At 35.5% G+C, this 26,435-nt stretch carries 21 protein-coding genes; 7 read left to right on the top strand and 14 right to left on the bottom strand.

Going from position 1 to position 26,435, the window contains the following annotated elements; translation table 11 throughout:
• Position 1: 1 nt before the first annotated feature.
• Together EPI11_RS03550 and EPI11_RS03545 are read right to left on the bottom strand one after the other, a co-directional pair.
• Positions 2-832: a rhomboid family intramembrane serine protease gene (locus EPI11_RS03550; RefSeq protein WP_128388583.1), complete on the bottom strand. Its 831-nt coding sequence runs from the start codon at positions 830-832 to the stop codon at positions 2-4.
• A gap of 106 nt (positions 833-938) precedes the next feature.
• Positions 939-1,727: an alpha/beta hydrolase family protein gene (locus EPI11_RS03545; protein ID WP_164879104.1), complete on the bottom strand. Its 789-nt coding sequence runs from the start codon at positions 1,725-1,727 to the stop codon at positions 939-941.
• 178 nt (positions 1,728-1,905) lie between these two features.
• On the opposite strand from EPI11_RS03545, the gene EPI11_RS03540 reads away from it, so the two are divergent.
• Complete coding sequence (locus tag EPI11_RS03540; RefSeq protein ID WP_128388581.1) at positions 1,906-3,180, top strand: replication-associated recombination protein A; 1,275 nt, start codon at positions 1,906-1,908, stop codon at positions 3,178-3,180.
• Between the two features lie 30 nt (positions 3,181-3,210).
• On the opposite strand, the gene EPI11_RS03535 is transcribed toward EPI11_RS03540, so the two are convergent.
• The 5 genes from EPI11_RS03535 to EPI11_RS03515 are packed head-to-tail and all read right to left on the bottom strand — an operon-like array spanning position 3,211 to position 7,072.
• Positions 3,211-3,942: a hypothetical protein gene (locus tag EPI11_RS03535; protein ID WP_128388580.1), complete on the bottom strand. Its 732-nt coding sequence runs from the start codon at positions 3,940-3,942 to the stop codon at positions 3,211-3,213.
• A gap of 8 nt (positions 3,943-3,950) precedes the next feature.
• On the bottom strand, positions 3,951-4,640 hold the full coding sequence (locus tag EPI11_RS03530) for a YjjG family noncanonical pyrimidine nucleotidase (RefSeq protein ID WP_128388579.1): 690 nt from the start codon (positions 4,638-4,640) through the stop codon (positions 3,951-3,953).
• Entirely contained in the window at positions 4,640-5,140 is a 501-nt protein-coding gene (locus tag EPI11_RS03525; RefSeq protein WP_128388578.1) for a hypothetical protein, read from the bottom strand. Before EPI11_RS03525 ends, EPI11_RS03530 begins: the two co-directional genes overlap by 1 nt.
• Entirely contained in the window at positions 5,133-6,446 is a 1,314-nt protein-coding gene (locus EPI11_RS03520; RefSeq protein ID WP_128388577.1) for an ABC transporter permease, read from the bottom strand. Before EPI11_RS03520 ends, EPI11_RS03525 begins: the two co-directional genes overlap by 8 nt.
• A complete protein-coding gene (locus EPI11_RS03515) occupies positions 6,446-7,072 on the bottom strand; it encodes an ABC transporter ATP-binding protein (protein WP_128388576.1) in 627 nt (208 codons plus the stop codon). Before EPI11_RS03515 ends, EPI11_RS03520 begins: the two co-directional genes overlap by 1 nt.
• A 230-nt stretch (positions 7,073-7,302) precedes the next feature.
• Here EPI11_RS03515 and EPI11_RS03510 point away from each other — a divergent pair, with 230 nt between their 5' ends.
• A complete protein-coding gene (locus EPI11_RS03510) occupies positions 7,303-7,947 on the top strand; it encodes an NAD(P)-dependent oxidoreductase (protein WP_128388575.1) in 645 nt (214 codons plus the stop codon).
• A 59-nt stretch (positions 7,948-8,006) separates the two neighbouring features.
• Here the strand turns inward: EPI11_RS03510 and EPI11_RS03505 are convergent, their stop codons facing one another.
• Together EPI11_RS03505 and radC are read right to left on the bottom strand one after the other, a co-directional pair.
• Complete coding sequence (locus EPI11_RS03505) at positions 8,007-8,435, bottom strand: cytochrome c oxidase assembly factor Coa1 family protein (protein WP_128388574.1); 429 nt, start codon at positions 8,433-8,435, stop codon at positions 8,007-8,009.
• A 17-nt stretch (positions 8,436-8,452) separates the two neighbouring features.
• Positions 8,453-9,151 (bottom strand): RadC family protein, encoded by a 699-nt coding sequence (gene radC / locus EPI11_RS03500; protein WP_128388573.1) that lies wholly within the window; start codon positions 9,149-9,151, stop codon positions 8,453-8,455.
• A gap of 741 nt (positions 9,152-9,892) precedes the next feature.
• On the opposite strand from radC, the gene EPI11_RS03495 reads away from it, so the two are divergent.
• Complete coding sequence (locus tag EPI11_RS03495) at positions 9,893-10,468, top strand: DUF1287 domain-containing protein (RefSeq protein ID WP_128388572.1); 576 nt, start codon at positions 9,893-9,895, stop codon at positions 10,466-10,468.
• 25 nt (positions 10,469-10,493) lie between these two features.
• On the opposite strand, the gene EPI11_RS03490 is transcribed toward EPI11_RS03495, so the two are convergent.
• Together EPI11_RS03490 and EPI11_RS03485 are read right to left on the bottom strand one after the other, a co-directional pair.
• A complete protein-coding gene (locus tag EPI11_RS03490) occupies positions 10,494-11,093 on the bottom strand; it encodes a hypothetical protein (protein WP_128388571.1) in 600 nt (199 codons plus the stop codon).
• A 200-nt stretch (positions 11,094-11,293) separates the two neighbouring features.
• Positions 11,294-12,652, bottom strand: coding sequence for a UDP-N-acetylmuramate--L-alanine ligase (locus EPI11_RS03485; protein WP_128388570.1), 1,359 nt, complete (start codon positions 12,650-12,652; stop codon positions 11,294-11,296).
• A 180-nt stretch (positions 12,653-12,832) separates the two neighbouring features.
• Between EPI11_RS03485 and EPI11_RS03480 the strand changes: the two genes are divergently transcribed.
• Complete coding sequence (locus tag EPI11_RS03480) at positions 12,833-19,306, top strand: alpha-2-macroglobulin family protein (protein WP_128388569.1); 6,474 nt, start codon at positions 12,833-12,835, stop codon at positions 19,304-19,306.
• Here EPI11_RS03480 and EPI11_RS03475 read toward each other — a convergent pair whose 3' ends face one another.
• Entirely contained in the window at positions 19,307-19,666 is a 360-nt protein-coding gene (locus tag EPI11_RS03475; RefSeq protein ID WP_128388568.1) for a winged helix-turn-helix transcriptional regulator, read from the bottom strand. It abuts the gene before it with no gap.
• Positions 19,667-19,760: 94 nt separating this feature from the next.
• On the opposite strand from EPI11_RS03475, the gene EPI11_RS03470 reads away from it, so the two are divergent.
• Positions 19,761-20,135, top strand: coding sequence for a DoxX family protein (locus EPI11_RS03470; RefSeq protein ID WP_164879103.1), 375 nt, complete (start codon positions 19,761-19,763; stop codon positions 20,133-20,135).
• A 58-nt stretch (positions 20,136-20,193) separates the two neighbouring features.
• Here EPI11_RS03470 and EPI11_RS03465 read toward each other — a convergent pair whose 3' ends face one another.
• Complete coding sequence (locus EPI11_RS03465) at positions 20,194-22,338, bottom strand: S46 family peptidase (protein ID WP_128388566.1); 2,145 nt, start codon at positions 22,336-22,338, stop codon at positions 20,194-20,196.
• A 213-nt stretch (positions 22,339-22,551) separates the two neighbouring features.
• Here EPI11_RS03465 and EPI11_RS03460 point away from each other — a divergent pair, with 213 nt between their 5' ends.
• Together EPI11_RS03460 and EPI11_RS03455 are read left to right on the top strand one after the other, a co-directional pair.
• A complete protein-coding gene (locus tag EPI11_RS03460; RefSeq protein ID WP_128388565.1) occupies positions 22,552-23,301 on the top strand; it encodes a nucleotidyltransferase domain-containing protein in 750 nt (249 codons plus the stop codon).
• Positions 23,302-23,307: 6 nt separating this feature from the next.
• The gene (locus EPI11_RS03455; RefSeq protein WP_128388564.1) at positions 23,308-24,366 is read left to right on the top strand and encodes a nucleotidyltransferase domain-containing protein; all 1,059 of its coding nucleotides are present in this window, start codon (positions 23,308-23,310) and stop codon (positions 24,364-24,366) included.
• A gap of 9 nt (positions 24,367-24,375) precedes the next feature.
• Here the strand turns inward: EPI11_RS03455 and EPI11_RS03450 are convergent, their stop codons facing one another.
• Positions 24,376-26,382: an LTA synthase family protein gene (locus EPI11_RS03450; RefSeq protein WP_128388563.1), complete on the bottom strand. Its 2,007-nt coding sequence runs from the start codon at positions 26,380-26,382 to the stop codon at positions 24,376-24,378.
• Positions 26,383-26,435 lie beyond the last annotated feature (53 nt).

Here is a 26,435-nt window from a genome sequence, read left to right as displayed (position 1 = left end):
ATTATTGAACAATTTGATTATTTGATTCTTCTTCGGGAGTATCTTCTTTAGGTTTTTCAACATACGTATAGACATACCTTACAATGGGCCTGGACGGAAACATTTCTGCTTCAGGCTCTATATTTATATATTCATCCGGTTCTGGTTCCGGCGGCGGTGGATTTACAAATACTCCGTTTTCATCAAAGCGTTTCATGAAAGCATCACTTTCCGGATCGAAATCAGGACGCTGCCAGTCGTAAACAATTTGCTTTTCATATTCGGGTGTACTATATATTTTAGAGAATAAGAGTCCGCTAATTAATCCTCCCAAGTGACCTTCCCAGGAAATACCCTGTTCCACATCCGGAAAAACATACCATATCATTCCGCCATACAGCACTATAATAGTAAGCGATAAAGCGACTAATCTATAATAGCCTGTTTGTATTCCTTTAAAAAACATAAAGCTTACTAATACATAAATAAGTCCGCTTGCTCCAATGTGGTACGACTCACGCCCTATCAGCCATGTTATAAAACCCGACAGCAGTACTCCATATACAATTACCTGCAATGCCTGCTTTCTATAAAAATACCGCAATGCAGCAATAAGTACAAATAAAGGAATTGAGTTATTATACAAATGTTCTAAGCTTCCATGAAGAAATGGACTTAGTACTATGCCGCGAAGACCTGATAAGGTTCTTGGCAATATACCATAGTCGTTAAGGTATATATTATATTTTACTTCTATCCAGTATACTACCCACAATAGTAGCACAAAATATAATGGCCAAGCCACTACTGAAGGTGTAAATTTAAATTGGTTATCCAGTTGGTCGTTTTTCATATCCAGATGAACTCAAAAATTTGTCCATAAAAATTTATCTGCAGTTTTGTCAGAAAACCACTAAAATTAAAATTATACAAAGTCAATTTGACAGCAATTAAAAATATCATAGTACTCTTTTAAGCCAGCCTATTACATCATCGACAACTATATCAATTTGGCTCATCAAGCCATGATCTCCACCCTTATACGTGATCATGTCACTTTGTATCCCTATTTGTTTTGCCTTTGCTTTAAGCAGCTCACTATTCTTTATATGCACGCTGGTATCTTTATCACCATGTAAAAATAACAACGATACTTTTTTATTTTTAATTGAATCCAACTGATAGATTGGCGACACGCGATGTGAAGCAGCTATAGAATCTTTTGCATAGCCTTTTATCCTATGCTGGTATACCTTAAACATCTCTTTACGGTGTGTAGAAAGTAAATCAGCAGGACCTGCAATGTTAATGGCTGCCTTTATTCTATTTGTTTTTTTAAGCAAATGAAAATTAGTAACTCCACCTCTGCTCCATCCCATTTGAGCAATTCTGGAAGTATCGGCAATTTTAAGTTCGTCAATAATTTTAAACAGGAAAAGCACATCATCAATATCTTTTCCACCCCATTCATCTTCTCCTTCAGAACCTTCCGAACCACGTAATTGTGACCCTATTACAATATAACCCTGTGCTGCAATTTTACTTAAAAACCGAACGATGTAGGGTTCTGTCACCATACCATAATGCCCATTACCACCCCTGTTAAAAATCAATACCGGATACTTTTTACTATTATCCTTTGGTGTTATCAAAAAACCCTTTACAAATGTGTCATCAAAAGAATGGTACTCTAAGTCATAAACCGTGACATCATTTAAATGCGTGAATTTTTCTTTCCTCCCATTCATTGCTGTATTCTCTTTTAAAGTAAAATCCTTAAAAATTTGGGCATGAGATACCGTACAAAAAAACAACCCGAGTAACACGAATTTATTCATCATCAAAATTTAGAGTAAACATATTCTCAAATATAAAAGTTATATTAATAGCTATGGTAGTAAATGAGGAAATATGTAATTTTACCCTATGGAAGCACCATTAGCAGAACGCATACGACCACAGCAATTATCTGAATATATAAGCCAGCAGCATCTTGTTGGACCAAACGGTTCATTAACCCATCAGATAGCACGCGGTATCATCCCATCATTGATTTTATGGGGTCCGCCAGGCACAGGAAAAACTACCCTTGCTCAAATTATGGCGCAGGAATCTAAACGACCTTTCTATATTTTGAGTGCTATTAATTCGGGGGTTAAGGAGGTGCGTGATGTAATTGATAAGGCCAAACAAAGCGGCGGTTTGTTCACTGCAAAAAATCCTATTCTTTTTATAGATGAGATCCACCGTTTCAGTAAGTCACAACAGGATTCTTTACTAGCTGCAGTAGAAAAAGGCTGGGTAACTCTTATTGGTGCAACTACAGAGAATCCAAGTTTTGAAGTGATTCCCGCATTACTGTCCCGTTGTCAGGTATATGTACTGAATCCGTTTTCTAAAGAAGACCTGGAAGCTTTACTGCACCGTGCCATGGAAACGGACGATATGCTTAAATCTAAAAACATCAATCTAAAAGAAACCGAAGCTTTACTAAGACTTTCGGGCGGTGATGGAAGAAAGTTACTGAATGTTTTCGAATTGGTTGTAAATGCCTCTGAAGGTGATACTATCGAAATAACAAATGACAGGGTAATGCAGCTTGCCCAAAAGAACACTGTTCTTTATGATAAAACCGGTGAGCAGCATTATGACATTATTTCGGCTTTTATAAAATCGATGCGTGGCAGTGACCCCAATGGTGCTGTATACTGGCTGGCACGGATGATAGAAGGTGGCGAAGATCTTAAATTTATAGCACGCCGAATGCTGATATTAGCATCTGAAGACATTGGCAATGCCAATCCTACTGCACTTATCATGGCAAACAATACATTCCAGGCAGTAGCTACTATTGGTTATCCTGAGTCAAGAATAGTATTAAGCCAGTGCGCCATCTATCTTGCTACATCGCCTAAAAGTAATGCCAGCTATATGGCTATAGGCAAAGCACAGCAAGTGGTTAAACAAACAGGAGACCTGCCAGTGCCTTTACATTTGCGAAATGCTCCAACTAAACTAATGAAAGAATTAGGATATGGTGATGAATACAAATATTCTCATGACTATGCTAATAATTTTGCCGAACAGGAATTCCTGCCAGATGAAATTACTAACACTGCTTTTTATGATCCTGGAAACAATTCAAGAGAAAACTCAACCCGTGAATTCTTAAAGAACCGCTGGAAAAAATATGGATATTAAAAAAGGCTCTTAAAATTAAGATCCTTAGTATTAAAATTTGATGTTCAATTTTTCTGAAATCAATTTATCGTTCTGGTAATATTCAAAAATCCAATCGTTACCTCTTTTAAATACTACACCATTTTTAGAATCTGATACTGCTGTGTATGAATCCTGCTGTGAAGTTTTAAATATCTTTAAAATCACTTTTGGTGTACTGTCTACCAATTGATAGCCATTAGTAATTGGCTGCGCAAATAATACATTTTCATTATTTACTGTAATTGGCGTTGCTGCCTGCTGTGCTGCAGGTACATTTTTAGCCGGTGTTTTAGTCCAGCTAGAGACTATTTCTTTACCCGAATATTTATAATTTATTAAATTAACAGAAGCGGAAGCCTCTCTTAATGACTCATGATAAGCTTTTTGATAACTCTTCTCTTTACTTGAACCTTTCATCGATTTAAAAACGACTCTGCCATCACAATCTTTTAATACAAGTACAACTCCTGTAGTAAGTATTCCCGATTCATTCAGCAAATCAGCATATAAAGCTTTACACTTGTCTAATGCTAATTCATCAGGCATTTTATCTGTCGAAAAGTAAGTTTCAAAACCCGGTTTCGAAAATATCATTTTTGTCAATGAATTCAGATTGTACTTGTTTGCTTCCTTAAGAAATTCAAATCTTTCAGGAACAATTACATATTTATAATCGTTTAAACTTTGTGCAAAACCTATACCCGAAAAAAGTAATGCGAAAAATAATAGTGTCTTTTTCATAATTTTCTTTATAACATTTTTTTTAAATCAAGTAAATGGTTTACCTGTGTGATTGATGGATGTGCCTCCAGCTTATGCTCATTAAAATATATGGCATCAATTCCGTAATCTAAAGCCCCCTGAACATCCGCTTCGATACAGTCACCAATCATAATACTGGTTTCTTTGTCGGCATTAGCAGCTTTAAGGGCATATTCAAAAATTCCGGCATGTGGCTTTTTATGGCCTGCCTTTTCAGAATTTGTTATTGTGGTAAAATAATGCCCGATGTTAGCATTTTTAAGTTTAAGTTCCTGAACGACATCAGGCCCATTTGTAATGATGTGAAGTGTGTATCTGGATTTAAGATATTCTAAAACCTCTACAGCACCATCAAATAAATGGTTGTTTATTGGCAGCAGCCTTATATATTCTTCGGATACCAAGTGAAGTTTTTCATCGTCTATTTCATAACCTAAGAGATTAAATGAATCTTTTAGCCTGCCATAGCGTAGCTGCATTTGAGTAATTTCGCCATCGCGGTATTGTTTCCAATATTTGGCATTTATAGGTGAATACAACTCGTTAAACTGAGCATGCCCCACACCTACATTGTATTTTTGTAATATTTCTTCAAAAGCAAGTGCAGAGTTTTTCTCGAAATCCCACAGCGTGTGATCAAGATCAAAAAACACAGCTTTTTTATTGTGAATCTTCATTAATTTCCTTTCGTTATAACGGCATTGTCTACGTGATAGATCCAGTCGTCTACATCATTATCATTGTACCTGAAAGTACCCTGAATAGTTACATACTGATCTGTCTTTAATTTCATTCCCGGGTTTTTAAATTTAATACCCATAATGGTTTCAGGGCCTGCCTGACCGCAGAAGAAACAAGATGCAAAAACATTTTTACTTAAAGCGTAGTTTTTATTATCGATAGGGATAATAAAACCACTCATAGTGATAGGCTTTTTATTTTTGGCTTTAAGCGTTGTATTGATAACCGGGTACATTACCCCTTCAGGATAATCGGTACTTGCTTTCTTAATGTATTTTATCTGTCCTAACAGTTTCCACGATAAAGTATCATTAACTGTAATATATGTTGCTTCGCCTCCCGATTTTTGATGAGCCATACCTGTAGACGGAGCATCAAGGGACATGAAAATAAATCCTGATAGCAATAGGGCAATAAAGAAATAAGTCTTACGCATTTGCAAGTGTTTTTGAAATATTTAAACTATAGGCTTTCACAGCCGGTATAACCGCTGCCAAAATCCCTACAAAGATAGTGAGCAGAAATAAATATCCTTCTTTTTCCCAAACAAACTCAAAGGGATTGAAAGACATTTTAAATTCATCTTCGGATGAGCCAGATATAAAGCCCAGCGCAATTCTACCAACAATCGTTCCAAAAATGAACCCCGTTATGCATAAAAGCAGGCTTTCTATAAGCACTAACGATAATAATTGTAAACGGCTTGCTCCATTAACGCGCAACAAGGCAAATTCGTATTTTCTTTCCTTTAAAGTATTGAAAAGAGCTATGAATATACTGATGCCAGATATTAGCATAATTCCATAAGCCAGATACTGTAATGCTTCAAGCCCTATCCCAAATAAACTAAACAACCTGTTTATCTCTATTCCCGGAAGAGCTGCCTGCATTTTAGTGTTTTGAGCAATGATTCTTGGCCACATAAAAATGGCATTCTTATTCCTAAATTGTAATAATACGGCGGTGATTTCTTTTCCTTCTTCATTCACTGGAGCAACAGCTTCATGGCTGTGTGCATCACCTTCTTCGTGTGCATGAGCATCATGATCGTGGTTATGTCCATCTTCATGATGATGTGCATCAGCAGCAGCTCCGTGGTCATGATCATGCTCTTCACCCTGTGCAGGTTCGTGGTCGTGCATTGCCCATACACTTTGTATATTAGACAGTATTAGATTATCGATCACTTTTCCTGTGGGAGAAGCAATACCTGTAACGGTGTATGCCTGATGATCGTGCAGTTCGCCTTCGGCAGCATCACCATGAGAACCAAAAAACTTATCGCCTACTTTAAGTCCCATTTTATCGGCAATAGCACTACCAATAACGACTTCGAAGTTCTTTGTAAAAATCTTTCCATTCTTAACTTCAGCATTGTATTTAGCAAGGTAATCCGGAGTGGTACCCACAATCCTGAATCCTCTGTAATTATCTCCAAAAGCCAAAGGAATGGCTGTTTTAACAAACGGATGGTGCATCCATTTTTTCGCTTCGGTGTAATCAATATTACCCGTAGGGGCATCGACCTGATATACCGATGAAAGTATTAGCTGCAGCGGACTGCCCTGAGCTCCCAGCACCATGTCTACCCCATCGATATTATCGTTGAATTTCTTTTCAAATTGTTCCTGCAATAGTATAAGCAGTGTAATGATGGCCACACTCGCCGTAAGCAAAATGATACTCAAAGCAGTATTAAGCGGTTTGAACCAAATATTTTTCCAGGCTATTTTAGTGATCATTATAAAGAGATTTGGTTAGGAAAACGGTCTTTCAGTCTTTGGTCATGTGTCACTATTACCAGTGCTGTACCATATTGTTTTGCTAAATGATCCAGCATATCCGCCACTTTAAAAGCATTGTCGTCATCAAGGCTTGAAGTAGGTTCGTCTGCCAATAAAAGTTTAGGCTCATTGATAAGTGCACGGGCTATAGATACCCTTTGCTGCTGACCAATACTAAGCTGTGAAGGCAGTTTGTGTAAATGATCTTTCAGGTCCAATTGTTCTAAAAGCTGTTTTGCCTTTTCTGAAGCGTGTTTACCTGTTGCCAGCCATGATGCCAACACTACATTTTCAAGTACATTAAGCGATGCCACAAAATAAGATTGCTGCAACACCAAACCTATGTTTCTACCTCTAAAATGATCCAGCTTTTTTTCAGACAGAGTAGCAATGTTTGTATCTTCTATAATGATCTCACCAGACTGTGGGCGCTGTAACCCTCCTAAAAGGTGAAGCAGTGTAGTTTTCCCTTTACCCGAACCCCCAGTTATAAGCAGGCTTTCGCCTGAAGTAGTGGTGATATCAGGAAACCGAAAATCGGTGCCTTTTCCATAAGAAAAGTGTATGTTTTTTGTACTTATCATGCAGGATATTTATATGCCTTGCAAGTTAGCGAAATTGATGTGATTTATAAAACCCTAATTTGCCAATATTTGATTGCCTATTGCAAATAAATATTTACATTTACAGTATTAGAATCTCTTTATAAAATATACGTATATAACTATGTGGCCTACCCAAAAGGCTTGATAGTTTCTATTTGCCTTAAGCAAATGGACTACAATAGTATTATCTAAATTTTATAAAGAAAAAAATGAAATCAAATATAAAAATTGCCGTTATAGGCGGTACCGGCAAGTCTGGTAAATATCTTATTAAACAATTAATAAGTCAGGGCTTTCAGCTTAAAGCCCTTGTTAGAAATCCTGAAAATTTTACTATCGATAACCCGCTTGTAGAAATTGTTCAGGGCAATGCTGCCGATTACACTACAATATTGGACCTGATCGAAGGCTGCGACGCCCTAATCAGCACCTTGGGACTAGGTATTCCCGCAAGTGAGAAGAACATTTTTAGTACAGCTACAACTAATATCCTGCGTGCCATGGAGCAACGCAACATTAAAAGGTATATTGTAATAACAGGACTTAATGTTGACACTCCGTTTGACAACAAAAGCCCTAAAACTAAATTTGCCACAGATTGGATGTATACCAATTATCCTTTAACTACTCAGGACAAACAACTGGAATATTCGATACTAACAAAAAGCACCATTGACTGGACTCTTATAAGATTACCCATGATTGAGCAGACTGATGCAGAATGCGAAATACAAGTTAACATGGAAGACTGTCCCGGTGATATAATAAGCAGTACAGCTCTAGCCCTATTTCTTATTAATCAACTATCTGATAATCATTACATACAAAAATCGCCCTTCATAGCGAATGCATAAATTGACAACGGGTGAACCAAAAGTTCACCCGTTATTATTTTCTATTATTTCAAACCTGATTATTGCAAAACCACAATTTCCTGTTTTAGTTGTTTTATCCTTATTTTAATTTTTTTGTATTCCCAGCCTTTACCTTTTTTAACAGCAGTAACATCCATTTTGCCTTTACCTTTATTACCCTGAACCCTAACCGATAGATTTACGGATGTGTTGTCTTCTCCATATTCCACATTGCTTTCTAAAATTGCCATTTCATTTACAGGCTCGAGTTTACCCAAAACCGAAAGCACTTCTTTATTTTTATTCGATTTTTTTACTGCGTTTTCATAAAGCGGGGTATCTACATAAGCCTTTGCAAACCCTGCTGCTTTACTACCTGAACCCGTTACAAAGAATGCTCCAATTACTGCAAACAATATTACCACAGCTGCAATCCATTTCCGGTTGCGCCTCAACCAATTTTTATCCTGAAGTATTTCGTTGTCCATTTCAATTATTTTAAAAATTACAATATGCCAGCGTCAGCAAAACTGAAATAATCTTTCTCTGTAACAATAACATGATCCAGGACATTAATGCTAAGGCTTTGCCCTGCGGCTTTAAGCTGCCTTGTTATTTGTTTATCAGGCTCACTCGCTTGTAGTGTTCCTGAAGGATGGTTATGTACCAATATAATTCCCGTAGCATTTTGTTCTAGTGCTAATTTAAAGACCAATCGAACATCTACAATAGTTCCTGTTATTCCACCCTTACTAAGCTGGGCTTTATAGGTCACTTTATTCGAATTATTAAGATATAATATCCAAAACTCTTCATGTGGCAATTCGCCTATTATAGGCTGCATAATCTCGAAAACTGCACGGCTCGATGTTATTTTCTTTAGATCTATCCCTTCTTCATCACGGCGTCTGCGTCCCAGTTCCATTGCTGCTCCAATAGTTATCGCTTTAGCTTCTCCTATTCCCTTAAAACACATTAATTGCTGCAATGACTGCTTACCTAATGCATTTAGGTTGTTATCTACACTGGCAAGTATACGTTTACTAAGCTCCACAGCACTTTCATTACGGCTGCCAGAGCCTATAAGAATAGCGATAAGCTCTGCATCACTAAGTGCCGATTTACCTTTAAGCATTAATTTTTCACGAGGCTGATCGTCTTCTGCCCAGTATTTTATCGAGAATGTACCGGTGTTTTCTTCCATAATAAGTACAGTAATAAAACGAATTTAGACAAAATTTACATCTAAATTTTAATTAGCAATATAATCTTGAATGATTTATTTCCGAACACTTGTTTAAAATAACCTGAAAACAAAAAAACCTGCATCAGCAATAAAGCCAACACAGGGTTCTTAACTAAAAAACTATCTTCTTTATGTTTGTGACATAATTATAATTTTAAACAACTATTTCTTAGCACTCTAGTAAACGTAATATTCAGTTTAATTACTTCCTACTCTCTTTTACCATATACTCTTCAAATTACTAGACTAACACTGTCTTTAAAAATCCATGATTAGGCTGCGAAACTAAACATTCATTAAAAGTAAATTATTTGTAAAAATTGGTAGTACCTAAACTAACAGCAGTATTTTATACAGCAAACAGAAATAGTTTTCCACAAAACAAATCTTAACAAAAAAAAATCCGAAAACTAATAGTAGTGTTTCCATATTCGGTAATTTAAAAAGCGAAAAACGAGAACAAACACCTGAAAAACAATACTTTAATCTAGAAAATAATCGTTTTAACAAAATATTATTTTTAATGCTTTTATACTTAATTTAAATTCTGTGATTTAAATATTAAGTATAAAAAGAATAGGCTTAATCCGATAAAAAGCACTTAAAACACACAAGTATAATGCCATCCAATAAAATCAAATCATTTATACTACACTAATTATTGCTTGTATTACGTTTTGTAATAAAGCGCCTATAACTATGAAACATTATCTATTGTTTTTATTCCTGAGCATCAATGCAGCTATTACTACTCCCGATTTTTATCAAAAGTTATCTGATGCTGCAATTGCACTGATCGATAACAAAATAGAGTATGATCCTACGTATTACAAAATTGCTTATCCCAATGGTGATGTTCCTAAAGGAAAAGGTGTGTGTACAGATGTTGTGATACGGGCCTACAGAAAATTAGGTATCGACCTGCAAAAAGAAGTACATACAGATATGAGTAAGAACTTTGCAAAATATCCAAAAACATGGGGATTAAAATCGACCGATACCAATATAGACCATAGGCGTGTACCTAACCTGCAAACATTTTTTACGCGACATGGCGAAGTAAAAGCTGTAACCGAAAATGCTAACGATTACAGGCCGGGAGATATAGTTACTTGGATGATCAACGATAAGCTACCTCACATTGGCATTGTAGTGAACAAAAAAACGCTGGTAGGGAATCGTTTCCTTATTGTTCATAATGTAGGTAACGGACAGGTTATGGAAGACTGTCTCTTTAAGTATAAACTAACCGGGCATTACCGATATAAAAAATAAGAAAAGGTGCTTTAAGCACCTTTTCTTATTTTACCTGATAATACACCAAACGGTCTTCAGAATATCTTGTATCATCCGAATAATTATAACGTTTCACTACAAACCCCAATCCTTTTTGATAAAAAGAAGAAACAGCTTCCCCCTGTAACGAGTAATTAGCACCCGTTAAATCACAGATATAAGGATAGACCATATAATTTTTATTTTCTATAGTCATATCTTCTACTTTACCCAATTGATAATCTATATATCCATACCCATAATCAGACACCTTTGTATATTGATATTTTTTATCCTTGCCTGGATGCAATACCAATTTATTATGATTTACCAAATGTCCCTTTTCATTCACCTTTAAAAAATCATCTTGCATTCCATTCAACCTATTAGAATGCGTAATTCTATAATATTTTTCACCATTCACAACCCGTTGCTCTACTACCTTAACAGTATCGATCATGTTAGTAAAAAAACCATCTTCATATCCCGGAGAAACAGAATATATTTTGTAAACCCAAAAATTACCTTCTGCGAGATTAAAGAATTCTTCTTTTTGATTATCATCATCGTTTGAACATGACACAAGCATGGCTCCAATGGCCAAAAAAGCAACAATTTTTTTCATTATATTTTTAATTTGTTTGTAAACTAAAAACTACATGAAGCAAACAATATTGTACTGCAAAACTTACAATATTATTGTAAAGAATAATTAAATATTTGAAAGGCAAAACACCTGAAAATAAAAATCCTATTATTCCACTTTTTGCATATTGCTTGTGGAATAATAGGATTTAGTATGTTTTAAAAACTGTTACTATGTATTTAGATCAGTGTTTTTACTTCATCAAAATTAAGTCCGCCATAATTACCCGAACTCATTAATAAAAGTGCAACACCTTCGGTATCATATTTTAAATGAAACAGGTATTCTTTAAATGCCGCAGGATTGGTATAGATAATTAGATCCTCACGATTAAATGCTTTGGCAATCTGCTCATAGCTTACTTCTTCCAATTGCTTAATTTTAACAGCATCAGGTGAGTAGAATACTACAGCAACATCAGCATGATCTAAAGCGCCTTCATACTCTTTTAAAAATTCAGCATTAAGGCTGCTATAAGTATGTAGTTCCAAACAGGCAATAAGTGTTTTATCAGGATATTGTTCTTTAACAGCTTTTGTTGTTGCAGCTACTTTACTTGGCGAATGTGCAAAATCTTTATAAGCTACATTTTTTCCATTTTCTGCAATCTTTTCAAGACGTTTACTTGCCCCTTTAAAGCTTGCAATAGCTTCATAGAAATCGGCTTCATCTACGCCCATATTCTGACAAATCCACTTGGCACCGGCAAGATTATTAAGGTTATGTGCTCCAAATACTTCTATAGGCATTGGTCCTTCGGGAGTTTCTAACAATGTTACTCCGTTTTGAACTGTATAATTTGGTGTTTGATATGGCAGCTTACGGATTGGGTTTGTTGCTGCTTCGGCAACACGTTTTACTTCAGCATCATCTTCATTGTACACTAAAATGCCTCCATTGGTTATCTTATCAATAAAGATCTCAAACTGCTCTACATAATTTTCGTAGGTTGGAAACACATTGATGTGGTCCCAGGCAATACCGCTTATCAGTGCTATGTTTGGCTGGTACAGGTGGAATTTCGGTCGGCGGTCCATCGGTGAAGACAGGTATTCATCGCCTTCAAGAACGATAAAATCATTCTCTTCAGTAAGATGTACCATAGTATCAAAACCTTCCAGCTGTGCACCCACCATATAATCTACAGCGATGTTATTGTAATGCATAACATGCAGGATCATACTGGTAATGGTTGTTTTACCATGCGACCCTCCTATCACAACACGTGTTTTGTTTTTAGACTGTTCGTACAAAAACTCAGGATAAGAGTAGATCTTTAGTCCCAATTCCTGCGCTTTTAGCAATTCCGGATTATCTGCTTTAGCGTGCATTCCTAAAATTACTGCTTCAATATCGGCAGTAATCTTCTCAGGGAACCAGCCCATCTCAACAGGCAGTAATCCTTTCTTTTCAAGACGGGTGCGGGATGGTTCAAAAATAGCATCGTCGCTGCCGGTTATCTTATATCCTTTATCATGAAGGGCCAGTGCCAGATTGTGCATGGCGCTGCCGCCTATTGCTATAAAATGTGTACGCATTTTTTATCAAATTAAATTTTGCCGGTGAAAATTGAGCTTCTCACGCAACCTTTACATCGCAGATATCATCATTATAATAGACCTGCAATCGTGAACATCAAAAGTAATAAATTCATTGAAGAACAAACAAAGTTTATTAAAAACAAAAATGTAGTATATTGTTGACAAATACCCCTCGCTATGAAAAAAATACTATTACTAATAATTTGGTTTGTAACAACCTCCGCTTTTTGCCAAAACTATGAGAAACAATGGGCTGAAGTTATTGAATTTGAGGCTAACGGCGAAATAAAGAAAGCAGCTGCCTTAACAGATGTAATTTACACTAAAGCTCAAAGAGACAAGAATGAGTCTCAGCTTATAAAAACTTTTTTCTTTAAGTCAAAATACATGCAGAGAGTTGAAGAAGATGCCCAATTTAAAATTATAACGACCATTCAGGAAGATATAAAAAAAGCATCACTACCAGCCAAAGCAATATTAAATAGTATTTATGCACAATTATTAGAGAAAATTTATACTAAAAATGCTATGCGTATTGGCAGCGTTAAAACTGTTAAAGACTATTCTAGAAATGATTACAGGCAATGGAGTCCCGAAATCTTTAAAAAAGAAATAGATATCGCATATACAGAAAGCCTAAACAATCCAGAAATCTTATACAATATTCCTTTAACAGATTTTGATGCCATAATAGATTTTGTGTCAACTCTTCGGAATTCAAAAAGACCGCTATATGATTTTTTAGCAGAACAATATCTCGACTATTTATGGAATAACGCTGATGTAGGATATCATAGCTATTTTACTAAAAACACCTCTTCTTTATTTGGAAATACAGAGGCGTTTTTAGCACTTAAAAAAAATGACTCTCTTATTTATGAGGCTACTAAAGGTTTAAAACTATTATCCGAAATTGAGAATCATTTTTATGTAAGTAACGACAAACCAAATCTTGAACGTGCAACACTAAGAAGATTAAACTATATGGATGAAGAAATTCATAGTTATGAAAAAAACTCTTATTACTTAAATACTATTGAACAATTAGTTCAAAACAAAGAAAAAACACCTTTTACTTATAATGCCAAGCTAATTCAGGCTAAGTTGCTTGTAAGGCTTGCTGACAAAAAATTATTTAGTAATAACCTTGTAAAAGCAGTTACCATATGTGATGAAATAATAAATGATAGAAAAAACAACAGTCTTGCCCCTGAAGCCTTAAGTCTAAAAAGTAGTCTTGTAAATAAAGTAGTTTCTATAAAACTAGAAAATTATATTACTCCTAATTCTCCATCATTAGCCTTAGTAAACTTTCAAAACACAGATAGTATAAATGTATCTTTTTATAAAGTTCCACGCAATGTAAATGAGAGGGATTCAAATTTCAAAGACGCCTATATTACTAACAAAAAACCTACCGTTACAAAAACATATATACTACCCAACAAACACGATCATTTTAACTATACTACCGAAATAATATTACCCTCTCTCTCACAGGGTACATACGCAGTAATGACAACTTCTACACGAGAACTGCTAAGTGAATTGAACATTACTAAAATACAAGTGTCACAAATTACTTTAGTAGAAGAACAACGAAACGAAAGCCATATATACCAGATAGTAGACCGGGATTCCGGTAAGCCAATAGAAAATGTAAATGTTTTTGAATCAGTAAAAAAGCAACTTAAAACAAACAAAGAAGGCAAAATAACTTTTATCAAAACGGAAGACCAGAAAAACTATAATAACATAACTTTTATACATCAGGGAGATACAATAACCGAGGGTTATTACTTTTCAACTATATCTAAAATGGAAGATTTGCGTGCAATGGTGCACGTATATCTTGACAGGCATTTATATCGACCGGGACAAACCGTTTATTTTAAAGCAATTGCTATTCAGGATTATAAAGGAAGTATCAGTGTAGTACCGAATACTTATTTTACAATAAGTGTTGAAAATGAACAAGGTGATGAAATAAAAAAATTTCGTTTAAAAACGAATGAATATGGCTCTTTTACTGAAAAAATAGAATTGCCAAAAAACATGGTTGGCCGATTTACAATAAATATTGAGGAAGATGAAGAAGATTCTAAAAATGAAAAAACGTTTTGGGATGAAGCAGATTTTGACACCTACCGTACAAATTTTATAGTAGAAGAATATAAGCGTCCAACGTTTGAAGTAACATTTGATAAAATAAAGAGTGAGCTACGGCTAAATAAAGTAATTAGTGTAAAAGGGTTTGCTAATACATTTGCTAATGTTTCTATTTCTAACGCTAAAGTGGTATACAGAGTAGAACGCACCGCAAAAAAATATTGGTATGAATATTACGGAAAAGACACGCAGCTTACTAAAGGAGAAACGACTACTAATGGGAATGGGCAATTCACAATACAGTTTAATGCTGAACCAGATGACGCATACGACCCGGATACGCAACCCATATTTACCTATACAATATATGTAGACGTTACAGATGTTTCAGGAGAAACTCATAGTAATACCTATTCAGTTAATGCCGGGTATCACGCATTAATTGTTTCTGCCAAGATGCCTGACATAATAAATATTCATGAAAAAACTATTGTTGCCCTTGAGACTAATAATCTTAACGGAGAATTTCTGCCAGCTTCTGGCAGCATAGATATTTATAAAATTGCCGCTCATGATAATTTTTATATTAAAAGACCATGGACAGAACCGGAAATACAAACTATAACCAAAAAAGAATTCAAACAAAATTTTCCACACCTACCTTATAAAACGCTCAAAGATTCGGTTATAAAACAAACCATTCTTTTATCAAGGATAGTTAATACCGGCCAAAACAAACAGGTTGTGTTTAATGATTTTAAAAACTGGACAGCAGGAGAATATGAATTGGTATTTACTGCAAAAGATTCTTTAGGAAACGATGTAACATCAAATACAAGATTTACCCTTAAAAATAATGAAGATAAAATACCGGCCGACAAAAAACTTTTTGATTATGAAATAACCAATACCGACTATGCTAAAGATGGTTACGTAGAAATAGAAATATCTTCAGGCTTGCAATTATATATTAGTGCTACAGCGTCTTGTGATAATATGATTCTATATGACAAACTACTTGAATTAAATGCAGAGAAAAAAAAGATCCGGGTTCCTGTTTTGAAGAGTCCCAGAACCCCAATGTATTTTTTAATAAGTTATGTTTGGCAAAATAAATATTACAGTAAACAATTTAACCTACTCATTCCTCAGAAGAAAGAAATAATATCCTTCGAAACAGAGACTCTAACAAGTAAGTTATTACCCGGCAGCAACCAAACATGGTCTTTTAGTATTAAAGGCAGCAAAAAACCTTTAGAAGTATTAGCTTCGATGTATGATGCATCGCTCGACAAACTTGTGATTGAAGATAGCTATGGACTTAATACATGGAATTATCCGGATATACATAATTATTACGGAGGAGGAAATTTGTATCGAAGTTTCTTAAATAATTATCCCTCAATAACATCATTTGATGAAGTAATAAAAAAAGTAATGCTATCCAAAAGCAATGATACTTTTTATATGTATGGATTTGATTTTGATAATGCTTCAAATTCTTATTTTGCATACACTCCAAAAACACAATTGGCTAGTCAGGGGGATTTTATAGTAAACGGGATCGTAACGGATACTGCCGGAATGCCAATTCCTGGAGTAAATGTTACTATAGATGGAACAAATGAAGGTATACAAACCGACTTTGACGGTAAATATTCAATATATACAACATTGGGAGAAAAAATTGTTTTTTCGTATATAAGTATGAAACCGCGTACTGTTACAATTACCGGAAATGAAGATTTGGACATCAAACTTCAGGACGATACACTATTATTACAAGACGTAGTAGTAGAAGGCTATAGAAATACTACGAGGGCAACCTCAAATATAGCTGTAACAACTGTGACTTCTAAAACAATTGAAGGCAGGCCAAATGCCAACTTTATACAAACGCTGCAAGGACAGGTACCCGGATTAAATATAGAAACAGGGGCTGGTACTCCAGGAGCAGCTGACAGTGTTACATTAAGAGGTGCCCCAAGCTTAAATGGAAATAGCAGCCCATTGTATATTATTGACGGAGTTCCCCTTTCAGAAAATGATTTCAAAAATTTAACTGATGATGAAATTATCGATCTTGTAATATTGAAAGATAAAGATCAGATAGCTGCGTATGGACCAAGGGGAGCAAACGGTGTTGTGCTCATCACAACAAAAAAAGGAATTGAAGGGTTGCAACAAGTAAAAGCCCGTAAAAACTTTAATGAAACAGCTTTCTTTTATCCGCAATTAACAACCGATAGAAAAGGGAAATTGTCTTTTAGCTTTACTACTCCTGAAGCCCTTACACAATGGAAACTTCGTTTGTTTGCACATAATAAAAATGCGGCAGCTGGCTATTCAGAAAATACTTTTTTTACTCAAAAGGATTTAATGATCTCCCCTAATATGCCACGCTTTCTTAGGGAAAAAGATACTATTACACTTATAGCAAAAATAAGTAATCTGACTTCCGAGATAAAAACAGGAAATGCTATGCTTCAGCTTTTTGATGCAATTACTATGGAACCTGTAGATGCACAAATGCTGAATGCACAAAACGTAAAATCTTTCACTATTCCTTCAAAAGGCAATAGTACAGTTAGCTGGACAATTGCAATTCCTAAAGGTATGCAGGCTGTACAATATAAAGTCTTAGCTAAAGCAGGAGATTTTACCGATGGCGAAGAAAACATACTTCCAGTACTAACCAACAATATACTTGTTACCGAGAGCATCCCGCTTTGGGTAAAATCAAATACCCGTAAAGAATATACGTTTGATAATCTCAAACAAAATACTTCTACAACTTTATTACATCAGGGAATAACATTAGAATATACTTCTAACCCCGTATGGCTGGCATTACAATCACTACCTTATCTTATGGAGTATGAACATGAATGTGCCGAACAGGTATTCTCCCGTTATTATGCCAATGCTATAGCAACTCATGTATTAAACAGCAATCCAAAAATAGCTGAAATATTTGCCGCCTGGCATAAAGAGGGTAAGCCGCTTTCTAAACTGGAAGAAAACAAAGAACTAAAAGCTCTATTAATAGCCGAATCTCCGTGGTTAATGGATGCTCAAAGCGATGAAGAGAAAAAAAACAGGGTAGCATTATTGTTTAATCTTGACATAATGGAGGGCGAACTACAAACTAATTTTAAAAAGATTGAAAAGAAACAGTCGCCAAGTGGCGGATTCTCCTGGTTTGAAGGCGGTAATGACAGTGAATACATCACACGCCATATTATAGCCGGTTTTGGACATCTTCAAAAATTAGGAATAAATAGTAATGATAATAAAAACACTGAATATTTAATTAAAAAAGCAATCCAATTTATTGATACTAAGTTCTTAGAACAACATAAAAAAAGGATGGCTCACGCAGCTAAAAATAGAGAAGTGAGAATGGAATTATCAAATGATCAACTTCATTATTTATATGCAAGGAGCTTTTTCAATACCAAATATCCGCTTGCTGATTCTATTCAAAAAACAATCAAAAAACACATAGAAACAGTTATAGATAACAAAGCATGGCTCAACTATTCTCTTTACGAAAAAGGAATGGCCGCCCTTCTGCTTCACCGTTTTAATGAAACACCTACAGCAAAGAAAATACTGACAAACCTAAAAGAAACCAGCGCTAATAATGATGAATGGGGTATGTATTGGATAGAAAATAAACCTGGATGGCGTTGGTATCAATCGCCTATAGAAACGCAGGCACTGCTCATTGAAGCCTTTACAGAAATTGATAATGATGTACAATCTGCCGATGCTATGAAAGTGTGGCTGCTAAAAAATAAGCAGAATAAAAACTGGCCAACAACAAAAGCCACTACAGAAGCTGTATATGCATTACTAATGCAGGGAACGCAGTGGTTATCCATAAAAGACAATACAATTATTAAACTTGGAGGTGCAAATGTTTTAAATAAAAAACTTCTTGAAAATGAAAAAGAAGCTGGTACAGGATATATAAAACTGGAATGGAAACCTGAAGAAGTGAATACCGGTATGGCAACATTACAGATTGAAAATAAAACAGCCGTACCTGGCTATGGCGGTTTTTACTGGCAATACTTTGAAGATCTGGATAAAATACAGCCGTCACAAAAAAGCATAATGAATGTACAGAAAGAACTATACATAAAGACCAATACCGCAAAGGGTATAGAACTGCTATCCATCACAAAAGATAAACCGTTAAAAATAGGTGATATTGTAACTGTACGTCTTATTATTAGTAACTCCGAAGATTTAGAGTATGTTCATTTAAAAGATATGCGCGCATCAGCTTTTGAACCTTCTGACGTAGTATCAGGTTACAAAAGAACAAGCGGCATTAGCTACTATCAAAGTACGCGTGACGCTGCAACTCATTTCTTTTTTGACGATATCGAACGTGGTACTTATATACTGGAATATGACGTAAAAGTGAACAACGCAGGAGAATTCTCTAACGGTATAACTACCATTCAGAGCATGTATGCACCCGAATTTAGTGCTCATTCAAAAAGCATACAGGTTACAGTAAAACAATAATTAATCCTGTTTTATGGCCGCTTTATAATTGTCTCCCCATTCGTCAATGCTGCGAAGCATCGGCTCCATACTAATTCCCAGATTAGTCAATTCATAATCTACTCTGGGCGGTACTTCGGGATAAACGGTTCGGGTTACAAGTCCGTGTGCTTCCATTTCTTTTAGCTGCAGGGCCAGCATACGTTCGGATATATTGGGTATTCTCTTTTTAATATCGCCATAGCGCAGTTTGCCCTCCAATAGCTGCCATAGTATGTTTAGTTTCCACCTACCACTTATTAACGCAACTGTTACAGCGGTGCCACAGGTTGCATTTATTATCTTCTGATTGATGGAATTTGTTGAGTTTTCTTTTTTCATACTAACAAAATTGTAAGTTTCTGACATTTTACTGATCACTAACAAAAGTAAAGTATTGGGATTAATTTTGGTTCTCAAACTTAAAATTATGTTTATGAAAAAAGTTGCTGCTTACATGCATTGGGCATTGTACCTATGGTATATTTATATTTTTGGCTATGCCGGACTCTGGAAGATCATTAACGTGAAAAGTATGATTACCGGTATGGAAGCGTTTGGTTTTAATCTGTTCTGGACGCATGTAATAGGCTGGGCAGAATTTGTCGGAGTCATCGGGCTGGTCATTGGTTTTTGGAAACCGATGGTAAAAAACCTTTCCATATTGTGGCTCTTCCCTTTTGCCATTGGTGCTTTTACGGCCCACATGGCGCACAAGGAATACCATCATTTCTTTAATTCACTTGTGGTATGTCTACTATCTTACATACTGCTGGCTACAGATAAACATTTTAAAATTAGATTAGTTTAAACAAAAAAACGCCTTGTAATAATACAAGGCGTTTTAGTAATCTGAACTAATAATTATATTATTTCACAATTGTCATTTCGTCAACAATGTGTTTTGCATTTGCGTATTTATCGATAATCCAAAGTACATAACGAATATCTACGTTAATTGTTCTTTGAAGGTCTTTATCAAAAATAACGTCACCAGCCATAGCTTCGATGTTACCATCAAAAGCAAGACCTATAAGCTCACCTTTACCATTGATAACCGGAGAACCTGAGTTACCACCTGTAATATCATTATCTGTAAGGAAGTTTACCGGCATGTAACCAGCTTTGTCTGCATACTGACCAAAGTCTTTTTTCTCATAAAGCTCTAACAATCTTTTTGGAAGGTCGAATTCTTCATCGTTTGGTTTGTATTTAGCCACTTCACCCTGCATTGTAGTATAGTAGTTCTTTTTAGCATCATTTCTTTTATCTGCAGGAAGTGATCTTACTTTACCATACGTTAAACGTAGTGTGCTGTTAGCATCCGGGTAGTATTTTACATTTGGATTAGCTTCTCTCATACCGTCTACAAGTAAACGGAATGATTTAGAATAATCTGCATCCAGTTTTTGCTGCTCTTCAGATTTAGCTCTGTATTTAGTTAACAGGTCTGAAGACAGTAAGTAAAGTGGATCTGCTTTAAGTGTGTTCACATCTGGTTTTGCAAGGAAAGCTTCAACTTTAGCTTTAGAAGCAAAAAGGCTTTTTGCAAATGCATCGTTTACATAAGCTGTAAAATTATTGTTGTTCTCTTTACCAATTTTAGCTACAAGCGGAGCGATCTCATAACCTGTAGATTTTGTACCATAAAGACCTAACTGTGCAGCAAGAACATCTTTTTCAAGGGGCTCATATAATGTAGCATACGCTTCATCAATATATGCCTTAAGGTCCGGAAGCATTTCTGCTCTGCCTGCCTCATTAGCGTTAGCATACGCTTCAAGACCACGTCCTAAACTGTATGGCATAGCAGCATATCCGCTTGTTCTTAATAAACCTGTAAGGTAGTTATCATGACGAGCTTTTTCGTTTGTTTTAGAATAGTAATTATTAATTGTAGTAATTACATTACCATACTTAGCTTTGTTAGCCGGTTTGTTAGCCCACTTGTTAAAGTCTGCTTCAGCTTTTGCTTTTGCAGCAGCTGTTTTGTGTTTTGTAAGTGCGTCTATCATACCCTGGCGGTTTTTCCAGTAGTTAGCCACCTGAGCATATTGAGATGCATAGTTAAGACGAACCTGGTCACTCTTATCCATATGCACTTTCATTTTATCCATACCAAGCTTAGAAGCTTCTACCCATGCAGGATAAGCAAACTTAACGTTTTGCTCTATACCTCCCGATGGCATCCAACGGTTAGTACGACCCGGGTATCCTAATATCATAGCGAAGTCGTTCTCCTGAACACCTTTTAAGCTTACCGGAAGGTAATGCTTAGGTTTTAGCGGAACGTTGTTTGTAGAGTATTCTGCAGGGTTACCATTAGCATCTGCATACACACGGAACATAGAGAAATCTCCTGTGTGACGCGGCCACTCCCAGTTGTCTGTATCTCCACCAAATTTACCAATGCTCTCCGGAGGGGTACCTACCAAACGAACATCTTTAAAATCTTGGTAAACGAAATAGTAATACTCATTACCTTGGAAGAAAGGACGAACAGACACAGTATATTTACCGCCTTCGTTGTTTTCTTTTTCTATTAATGCACTTTCCTGCTGAACAGCTTTTTCTCTTTCAGCCTCAGTCATGTTAGGGTTTAACTTAGCTAATATCCTTTTAGACACGTCATCCATTCTTACGAAGAAACGAACATAAAGATCTTTAGGTTTTAGTTCAGCTTTATGGTTAGCTGCCCAAAATCCGTTCTTAAGCCAGTTAGCCTCAGGAGTAGAAAGTTCTGCTATCGCATCATATCCACAGTGGTGGTTTGTTAACACTAAACCGTCTTTAGAGATCATCTCTGCAGTACAGCCACCGTTAAACTGAACAATTGCATCTTTAAGGCTGTGGTTGTTAATACTGTAGATTTCTTCAGATGTTAACTGTAAGCCCATTTTTTGCATGTCCCTATGGTTAAGGCGCTCAATGAACATTAAAAACCACATTCCCTCATCTGCCCTTACCGGCATTACCATAAGCGACATGGTAAGGAATAAAATAAGTTTTTTCATTTAATTAAAATAAAAGTTAATAGTTATAGCCAATAGGACACCATAATCCTTAAAATGTTACAGTGATATTATTAACTATTTAATTTTGTGGTGCGAATATAGCTTATTTTACGAATTTGATAAAATTATAGTCCTGTTAAAAACAGTGATGTCACGTTTTTTTCCTTTATTTACCATAATAAAAATACAAATTCATAAAAGGTAAATTTCGAAATGCATCAGCTTATATCCAATAAATTAAGTTCTTTAGAAAACGATAAACAGGTTAAAATTCTTCATGCGGTAGAATCGGGCAGCCGGGCTTGGGGCTTTGCATCGCCTGACAGCGACTATGATATTAGGTTTATCTATAAGCATTCTCCTGAATGGTATTTATCGCTTTGGGAAAAATCGGATGTTATAGAATTTATGACTGTGGAAGATCTGGATGGTTCCGGATGGGATCTTGCCAAATCTTTAAAACTATTAGCTAAATCAAATGTTCCGCTTATTGAATGGTTGTATTCACCTGTTGAATACCAAACAAATGATGACTTCCTTAAACAGATGCGATTGTTTGCAAACGACTGTTTTTCTCCTATTGCATCACTGCATCACTATTTAGGGACGACAAAGAATTTTATGGAAATCTGCGAATCAGAACACGTAAAACTGAAAAGTTACTTTTATGCATTGCGAACAGCCCTTGCCGGAAAATGGATCATTCAAAACAACTCCTTTCCTCCTGTAGCTTTTGCAGAATTATTGCCTATTGCTCCTGCTAACATTCAGGAAAAAATATTAGAATTACAGTTCATTAAAGCTCAACAAGATGAGAAGTACCTGCATCCGAAAGAAGAAGTCATAACCCAATTTTTACAAGAAACAATTCTCTTTAATCAGGAAAAATCCCAATCACTATCCAGTGGTAAAAAGATAAATCAGGACTTGGAGGATTTTTTTAAAGCAGAAATAAAGAAATAAAAACGAATGACTATTCAGGAAATAAAAGATAAAAACTTAATCTTATTTGAAGTAATTTCGGGCAGCAGGTCTTTTGGACTTGATACTGCTACATCTGATACTGATATAAAGGGAATATTTTATTTACCAAAAGATATCTTTTTTGGTTTGGATTATATACCTCAAATTAACAATGACACTAACGATATCGTATATTATGAAATTGGTCGTTTTGTAGAATTGTTATTAAAAAACAATCCTAATATTCTTGAGATGCTTGCTACACCGGATGATTGTATTTTATACAAACACCCGATCATGAATAATTTTAGAATTGAAGATTTCTTATCGAAACTATGTAAGGATACTTTTGCAGGGTATGCTACAACCCAAATTAAAAAAGCAGAGGGACTAAATAAGAAAATTGTTAATCCGCTGCCAATTGAAAAGAAAGACCTTTTATCATTCTGCCATATACTCAACGATCATAGCAGCATCCCTCTAGCCGATTGGCTTAAGATTAATAATTTCAAAGCAGATAACTGCGGACTGACAAATATCCCTCATGCTAAAGGAACATATGCGGTGTTCTATGATCCCGAAAACACTTTAGGCTATAAAGGTATTATCCAAAAGACAACCTCTAATGAGATATCGGTTTCTTCTATACCAAAAAATGAACAGGAGAAAGCGTACATGTACTTTAACAAAGAAGGATATTCAACTTATTGTAAAGAATACAGGGAATACTGGGAATGGGTTGAAAAAAGGAATGACGAACGCTACAACACAAATCAACAACATGGTAAGAATTATGATTCGAAAAACATGATGCATACCATACGCCTGCTTCAATCTGCAGAACAAATTCTTACTACTGGAAAATTAAATATCAAAGTAAATAATCGTGAAGAACTATTAGTCATTAAAGCGGGTAATAAAAGCTATGAAGATCTACTTCAAATGGCTGACATTCTTTTGGCATCCATCGAGAAAAACTATGCCAGTACAGAACTCTCCCCTTTTCCAAATAAAGATAAGATTGAGAAATTATTAATAACCGTTAGAACTGAACTTTATGGCTAACCGTTATTCTTATTTTCTACCTGCATTTACAGCCAGTGCCGTTTTTGGCTTAGTCGTTCTTGGTAAGTAATCTCTCGCATTCAGGTGGGCATAATATTCCTGAATAAAAGCTTTAAATCCTTTTATGGCTTCTTCATCCTGCTGATTACGTTTTGCAATAAGATTGGTATTTCCTAAAGGATCCATTCTGTAATCTATCTTAGAGATCACGTCTTTTTCATTAAAGAGGTAATAATAGCTGTCTGTTGAACAGTTAAATGCCCCGTTCGAGAAATTGATTGCAAAATGACCATTACTGTCCTTCTTATTAAAATGATCTTTACCAAAAGCAAAATAGGGTTTATCATACTTCAACATTCCTAAAAGCGTAGGCATAACATCTATATGCTGTATTATTTTATCGTCTTTACCTTTAAATTTATTATTCCCGGGTTTAAAGAAAAACATCGGGATTGTATAATCATGCGGTGCTTTGTTAAACTTGTAACTATCTGCTCCCGACGAATGGTCGGCAGTGATAATAAACAGGGTGTTTTTATACCATGGTTCTTTCTCGATACTCTTGAAAAATTCACCTAAAGCATAATCAGAATATTTTATAGCACGGTGAATTGGCATTGTACCTTCACTGAATTTTTTAGGCAGTCCCGGCGGCACTTTATACGGATGGTGAGAAGACAATGTAAACAGTGTTGTAAAAAACGGTTTGTCCTTACTGAATGCATTTATCTTTTTATGCACAAACGGGAAAAACTTATGATCCCATATCCCCCATTTGCCGTCAAAATCTTCATCGCCGTTTTCTTCTTCATACTCTTCACGTGAATAGAAATTCTTTATTCCGGCATTTCTACCAAATGAAACAAATCCCATAGATTCTTTTACTGCTCCATGGAAAAAGGCTGTTTGATAGCCCATTTCATTCATACAGGCCGGTAAAGCATAGTAAGATGCTACCGAGTTTGGCAATGAAAGAAAATGCTCTTTAAACGATGGAATAGATGCCCATATAGCAGGCAGTGCATCTATAGAGCGGTATCCGTTTTGATGTGCATTGGTAAACAGGTATCCTTCGTTGAAAAGAGAATCAAGAAAAGGCGTATTCGATTCACGTTCTTTAGGAAACTGATCTGAAAGGCTTTTGATATGTGCCTTACCAAAACTCTCCAACACTATAATAAATACATTGGTTTTTCTGTCAATTTCAAAACCTGACGGTTCTGCCGCCTCATATGTATGTGTTGTTCCAGCAAGGTTCTGCGCAATTTTTGTATCAAAATATTTTAGATCGGGTACATCTTTAGATTTCCCTATGGTCCTTATAAGACAGAAAGGATTACTCAGCATAAAAGAAGTATGCGTAGGATTGTCTGTATACAGGAATGCATCATTCATAGAAATAGGAAAAGAGGCAGCAGAGAAAGTAGCCCCCCTCACAAAAAATATGATAATTATTGCCATAATACTCATATAAGCTGTGTTAACAACATAATATCTTCTATTGGTTTGCACCGGTTCTTTTTTATCGCCCACTGCTTTATAACCAATGTAAAGCAAAACAAGAAGAATAAAATAAAATAGGAATCCGTACCAGTAATCAATTACAAAGTCACCAAGCAATGGCACAAAAGCATCTTCCTGTAACAGGAAAAAATCGCCAAGCACTATTCTGGCCTGTTTGAATGGGTAATAAAAGATATCGGCTACATTTATTAATAAACCCAATCCGTTTGTAATCATAAAGATCCAAAGCATCGCTTTTTTATAGCCACTATTATCCCTGAATTTAAAAGGAATTAACGACATTAAAGCAAATAGAAGATTTATATAGATAATGGAGACCGTATCGAACATAAGACTTCCACGAAGTAAACTAATTATATCACCGGCATGTACGTCATCTATCAGATTATTATTAAAAAAATAGAAAGCCAGCCTGCATAACATAAACACTGCGTAGACAACAAAAAGGCGCAAAAGCAAAACAGTAAGACTGTTTTTTAAGTTGATTTTCATAAACCGCACTAAATATCAGTTAGTTGCAATCATTGCAACATTCGTTTTTTCTG

Source organism: Flavobacterium cerinum (genome assembly GCF_004028155.1).
GTDB lineage: Bacteria > Bacteroidota > Bacteroidia > Flavobacteriales > Flavobacteriaceae > Flavobacterium > Flavobacterium cerinum.
Note: the sequence above shows the minus strand (reverse complement) of the source record. Positions and strands in the feature narration are given on the sequence as shown.

Bases quoted from the DNA above. Each gene is read 5' to 3' on its own strand.
- EPI11_RS03480 (WP_128388569.1), top strand. From the start codon at position 12,833: ATGAAAAAAATACTATTACTAATAATTTGGTTTGTAACAACCTCCGCT.
- EPI11_RS03465 (WP_128388566.1), bottom strand. From the start codon at position 22,338: ATGAAAAAACTTATTTTATTCCTTACCATGTCGCTTATGGTAATGCCG.
- EPI11_RS03545 (WP_164879104.1), bottom strand. From the start codon at position 1,727: ATGAATGGGAGGAAAGAAAAATTCACGCATTTAAATGATGTCACGGTT.
- EPI11_RS03485 (WP_128388570.1), bottom strand. From the start codon at position 12,652: ATGCGTACACATTTTATAGCAATAGGCGGCAGCGCCATGCACAATCTG.
- EPI11_RS03510 (WP_128388575.1), top strand. From the start codon at position 7,303: ATGAAATCAAATATAAAAATTGCCGTTATAGGCGGTACCGGCAAGTCT.
- EPI11_RS03535 (WP_128388580.1), bottom strand. From the start codon at position 3,942: ATGAAAAAGACACTATTATTTTTCGCATTACTTTTTTCGGGTATAGGT.
- EPI11_RS03520 (WP_128388577.1), bottom strand. From the start codon at position 6,446: ATGATCACTAAAATAGCCTGGAAAAATATTTGGTTCAAACCGCTTAAT.
- EPI11_RS03550 (WP_128388583.1), bottom strand. From the start codon at position 832: ATGAAAAACGACCAACTGGATAACCAATTTAAATTTACACCTTCAGTA.
- EPI11_RS03475 (WP_128388568.1), bottom strand. From the start codon at position 19,666: ATGAAAAAAGAAAACTCAACAAATTCCATCAATCAGAAGATAATAAAT.
- EPI11_RS03530 (WP_128388579.1), bottom strand. From the start codon at position 4,640: ATGAAGATTCACAATAAAAAAGCTGTGTTTTTTGATCTTGATCACACG.
- EPI11_RS03460 (WP_128388565.1), top strand. From the start codon at position 22,552: ATGCATCAGCTTATATCCAATAAATTAAGTTCTTTAGAAAACGATAAA.
- EPI11_RS03505 (WP_128388574.1), bottom strand. From the start codon at position 8,435: ATGGACAACGAAATACTTCAGGATAAAAATTGGTTGAGGCGCAACCGG.
- EPI11_RS03525 (WP_128388578.1), bottom strand. From the start codon at position 5,140: ATGCGTAAGACTTATTTCTTTATTGCCCTATTGCTATCAGGATTTATT.
- EPI11_RS03455 (WP_128388564.1), top strand. From the start codon at position 23,308: ATGACTATTCAGGAAATAAAAGATAAAAACTTAATCTTATTTGAAGTA.
- EPI11_RS03470 (WP_164879103.1), top strand. From the start codon at position 19,761: ATGAAAAAAGTTGCTGCTTACATGCATTGGGCATTGTACCTATGGTAT.
- EPI11_RS03515 (WP_128388576.1), bottom strand. From the start codon at position 7,072: ATGATAAGTACAAAAAACATACACTTTTCTTATGGAAAAGGCACCGAT.
- EPI11_RS03450 (WP_128388563.1), bottom strand. From the start codon at position 26,382: ATGAAAATCAACTTAAAAAACAGTCTTACTGTTTTGCTTTTGCGCCTT.
- EPI11_RS03490 (WP_128388571.1), bottom strand. From the start codon at position 11,093: ATGAAAAAAATTGTTGCTTTTTTGGCCATTGGAGCCATGCTTGTGTCA.
- EPI11_RS03495 (WP_128388572.1), top strand. From the start codon at position 9,893: ATGAAACATTATCTATTGTTTTTATTCCTGAGCATCAATGCAGCTATT.
- EPI11_RS03540 (WP_128388581.1), top strand. From the start codon at position 1,906: ATGGAAGCACCATTAGCAGAACGCATACGACCACAGCAATTATCTGAA.
- radC (WP_128388573.1), bottom strand. From the start codon at position 9,151: ATGGAAGAAAACACCGGTACATTCTCGATAAAATACTGGGCAGAAGAC.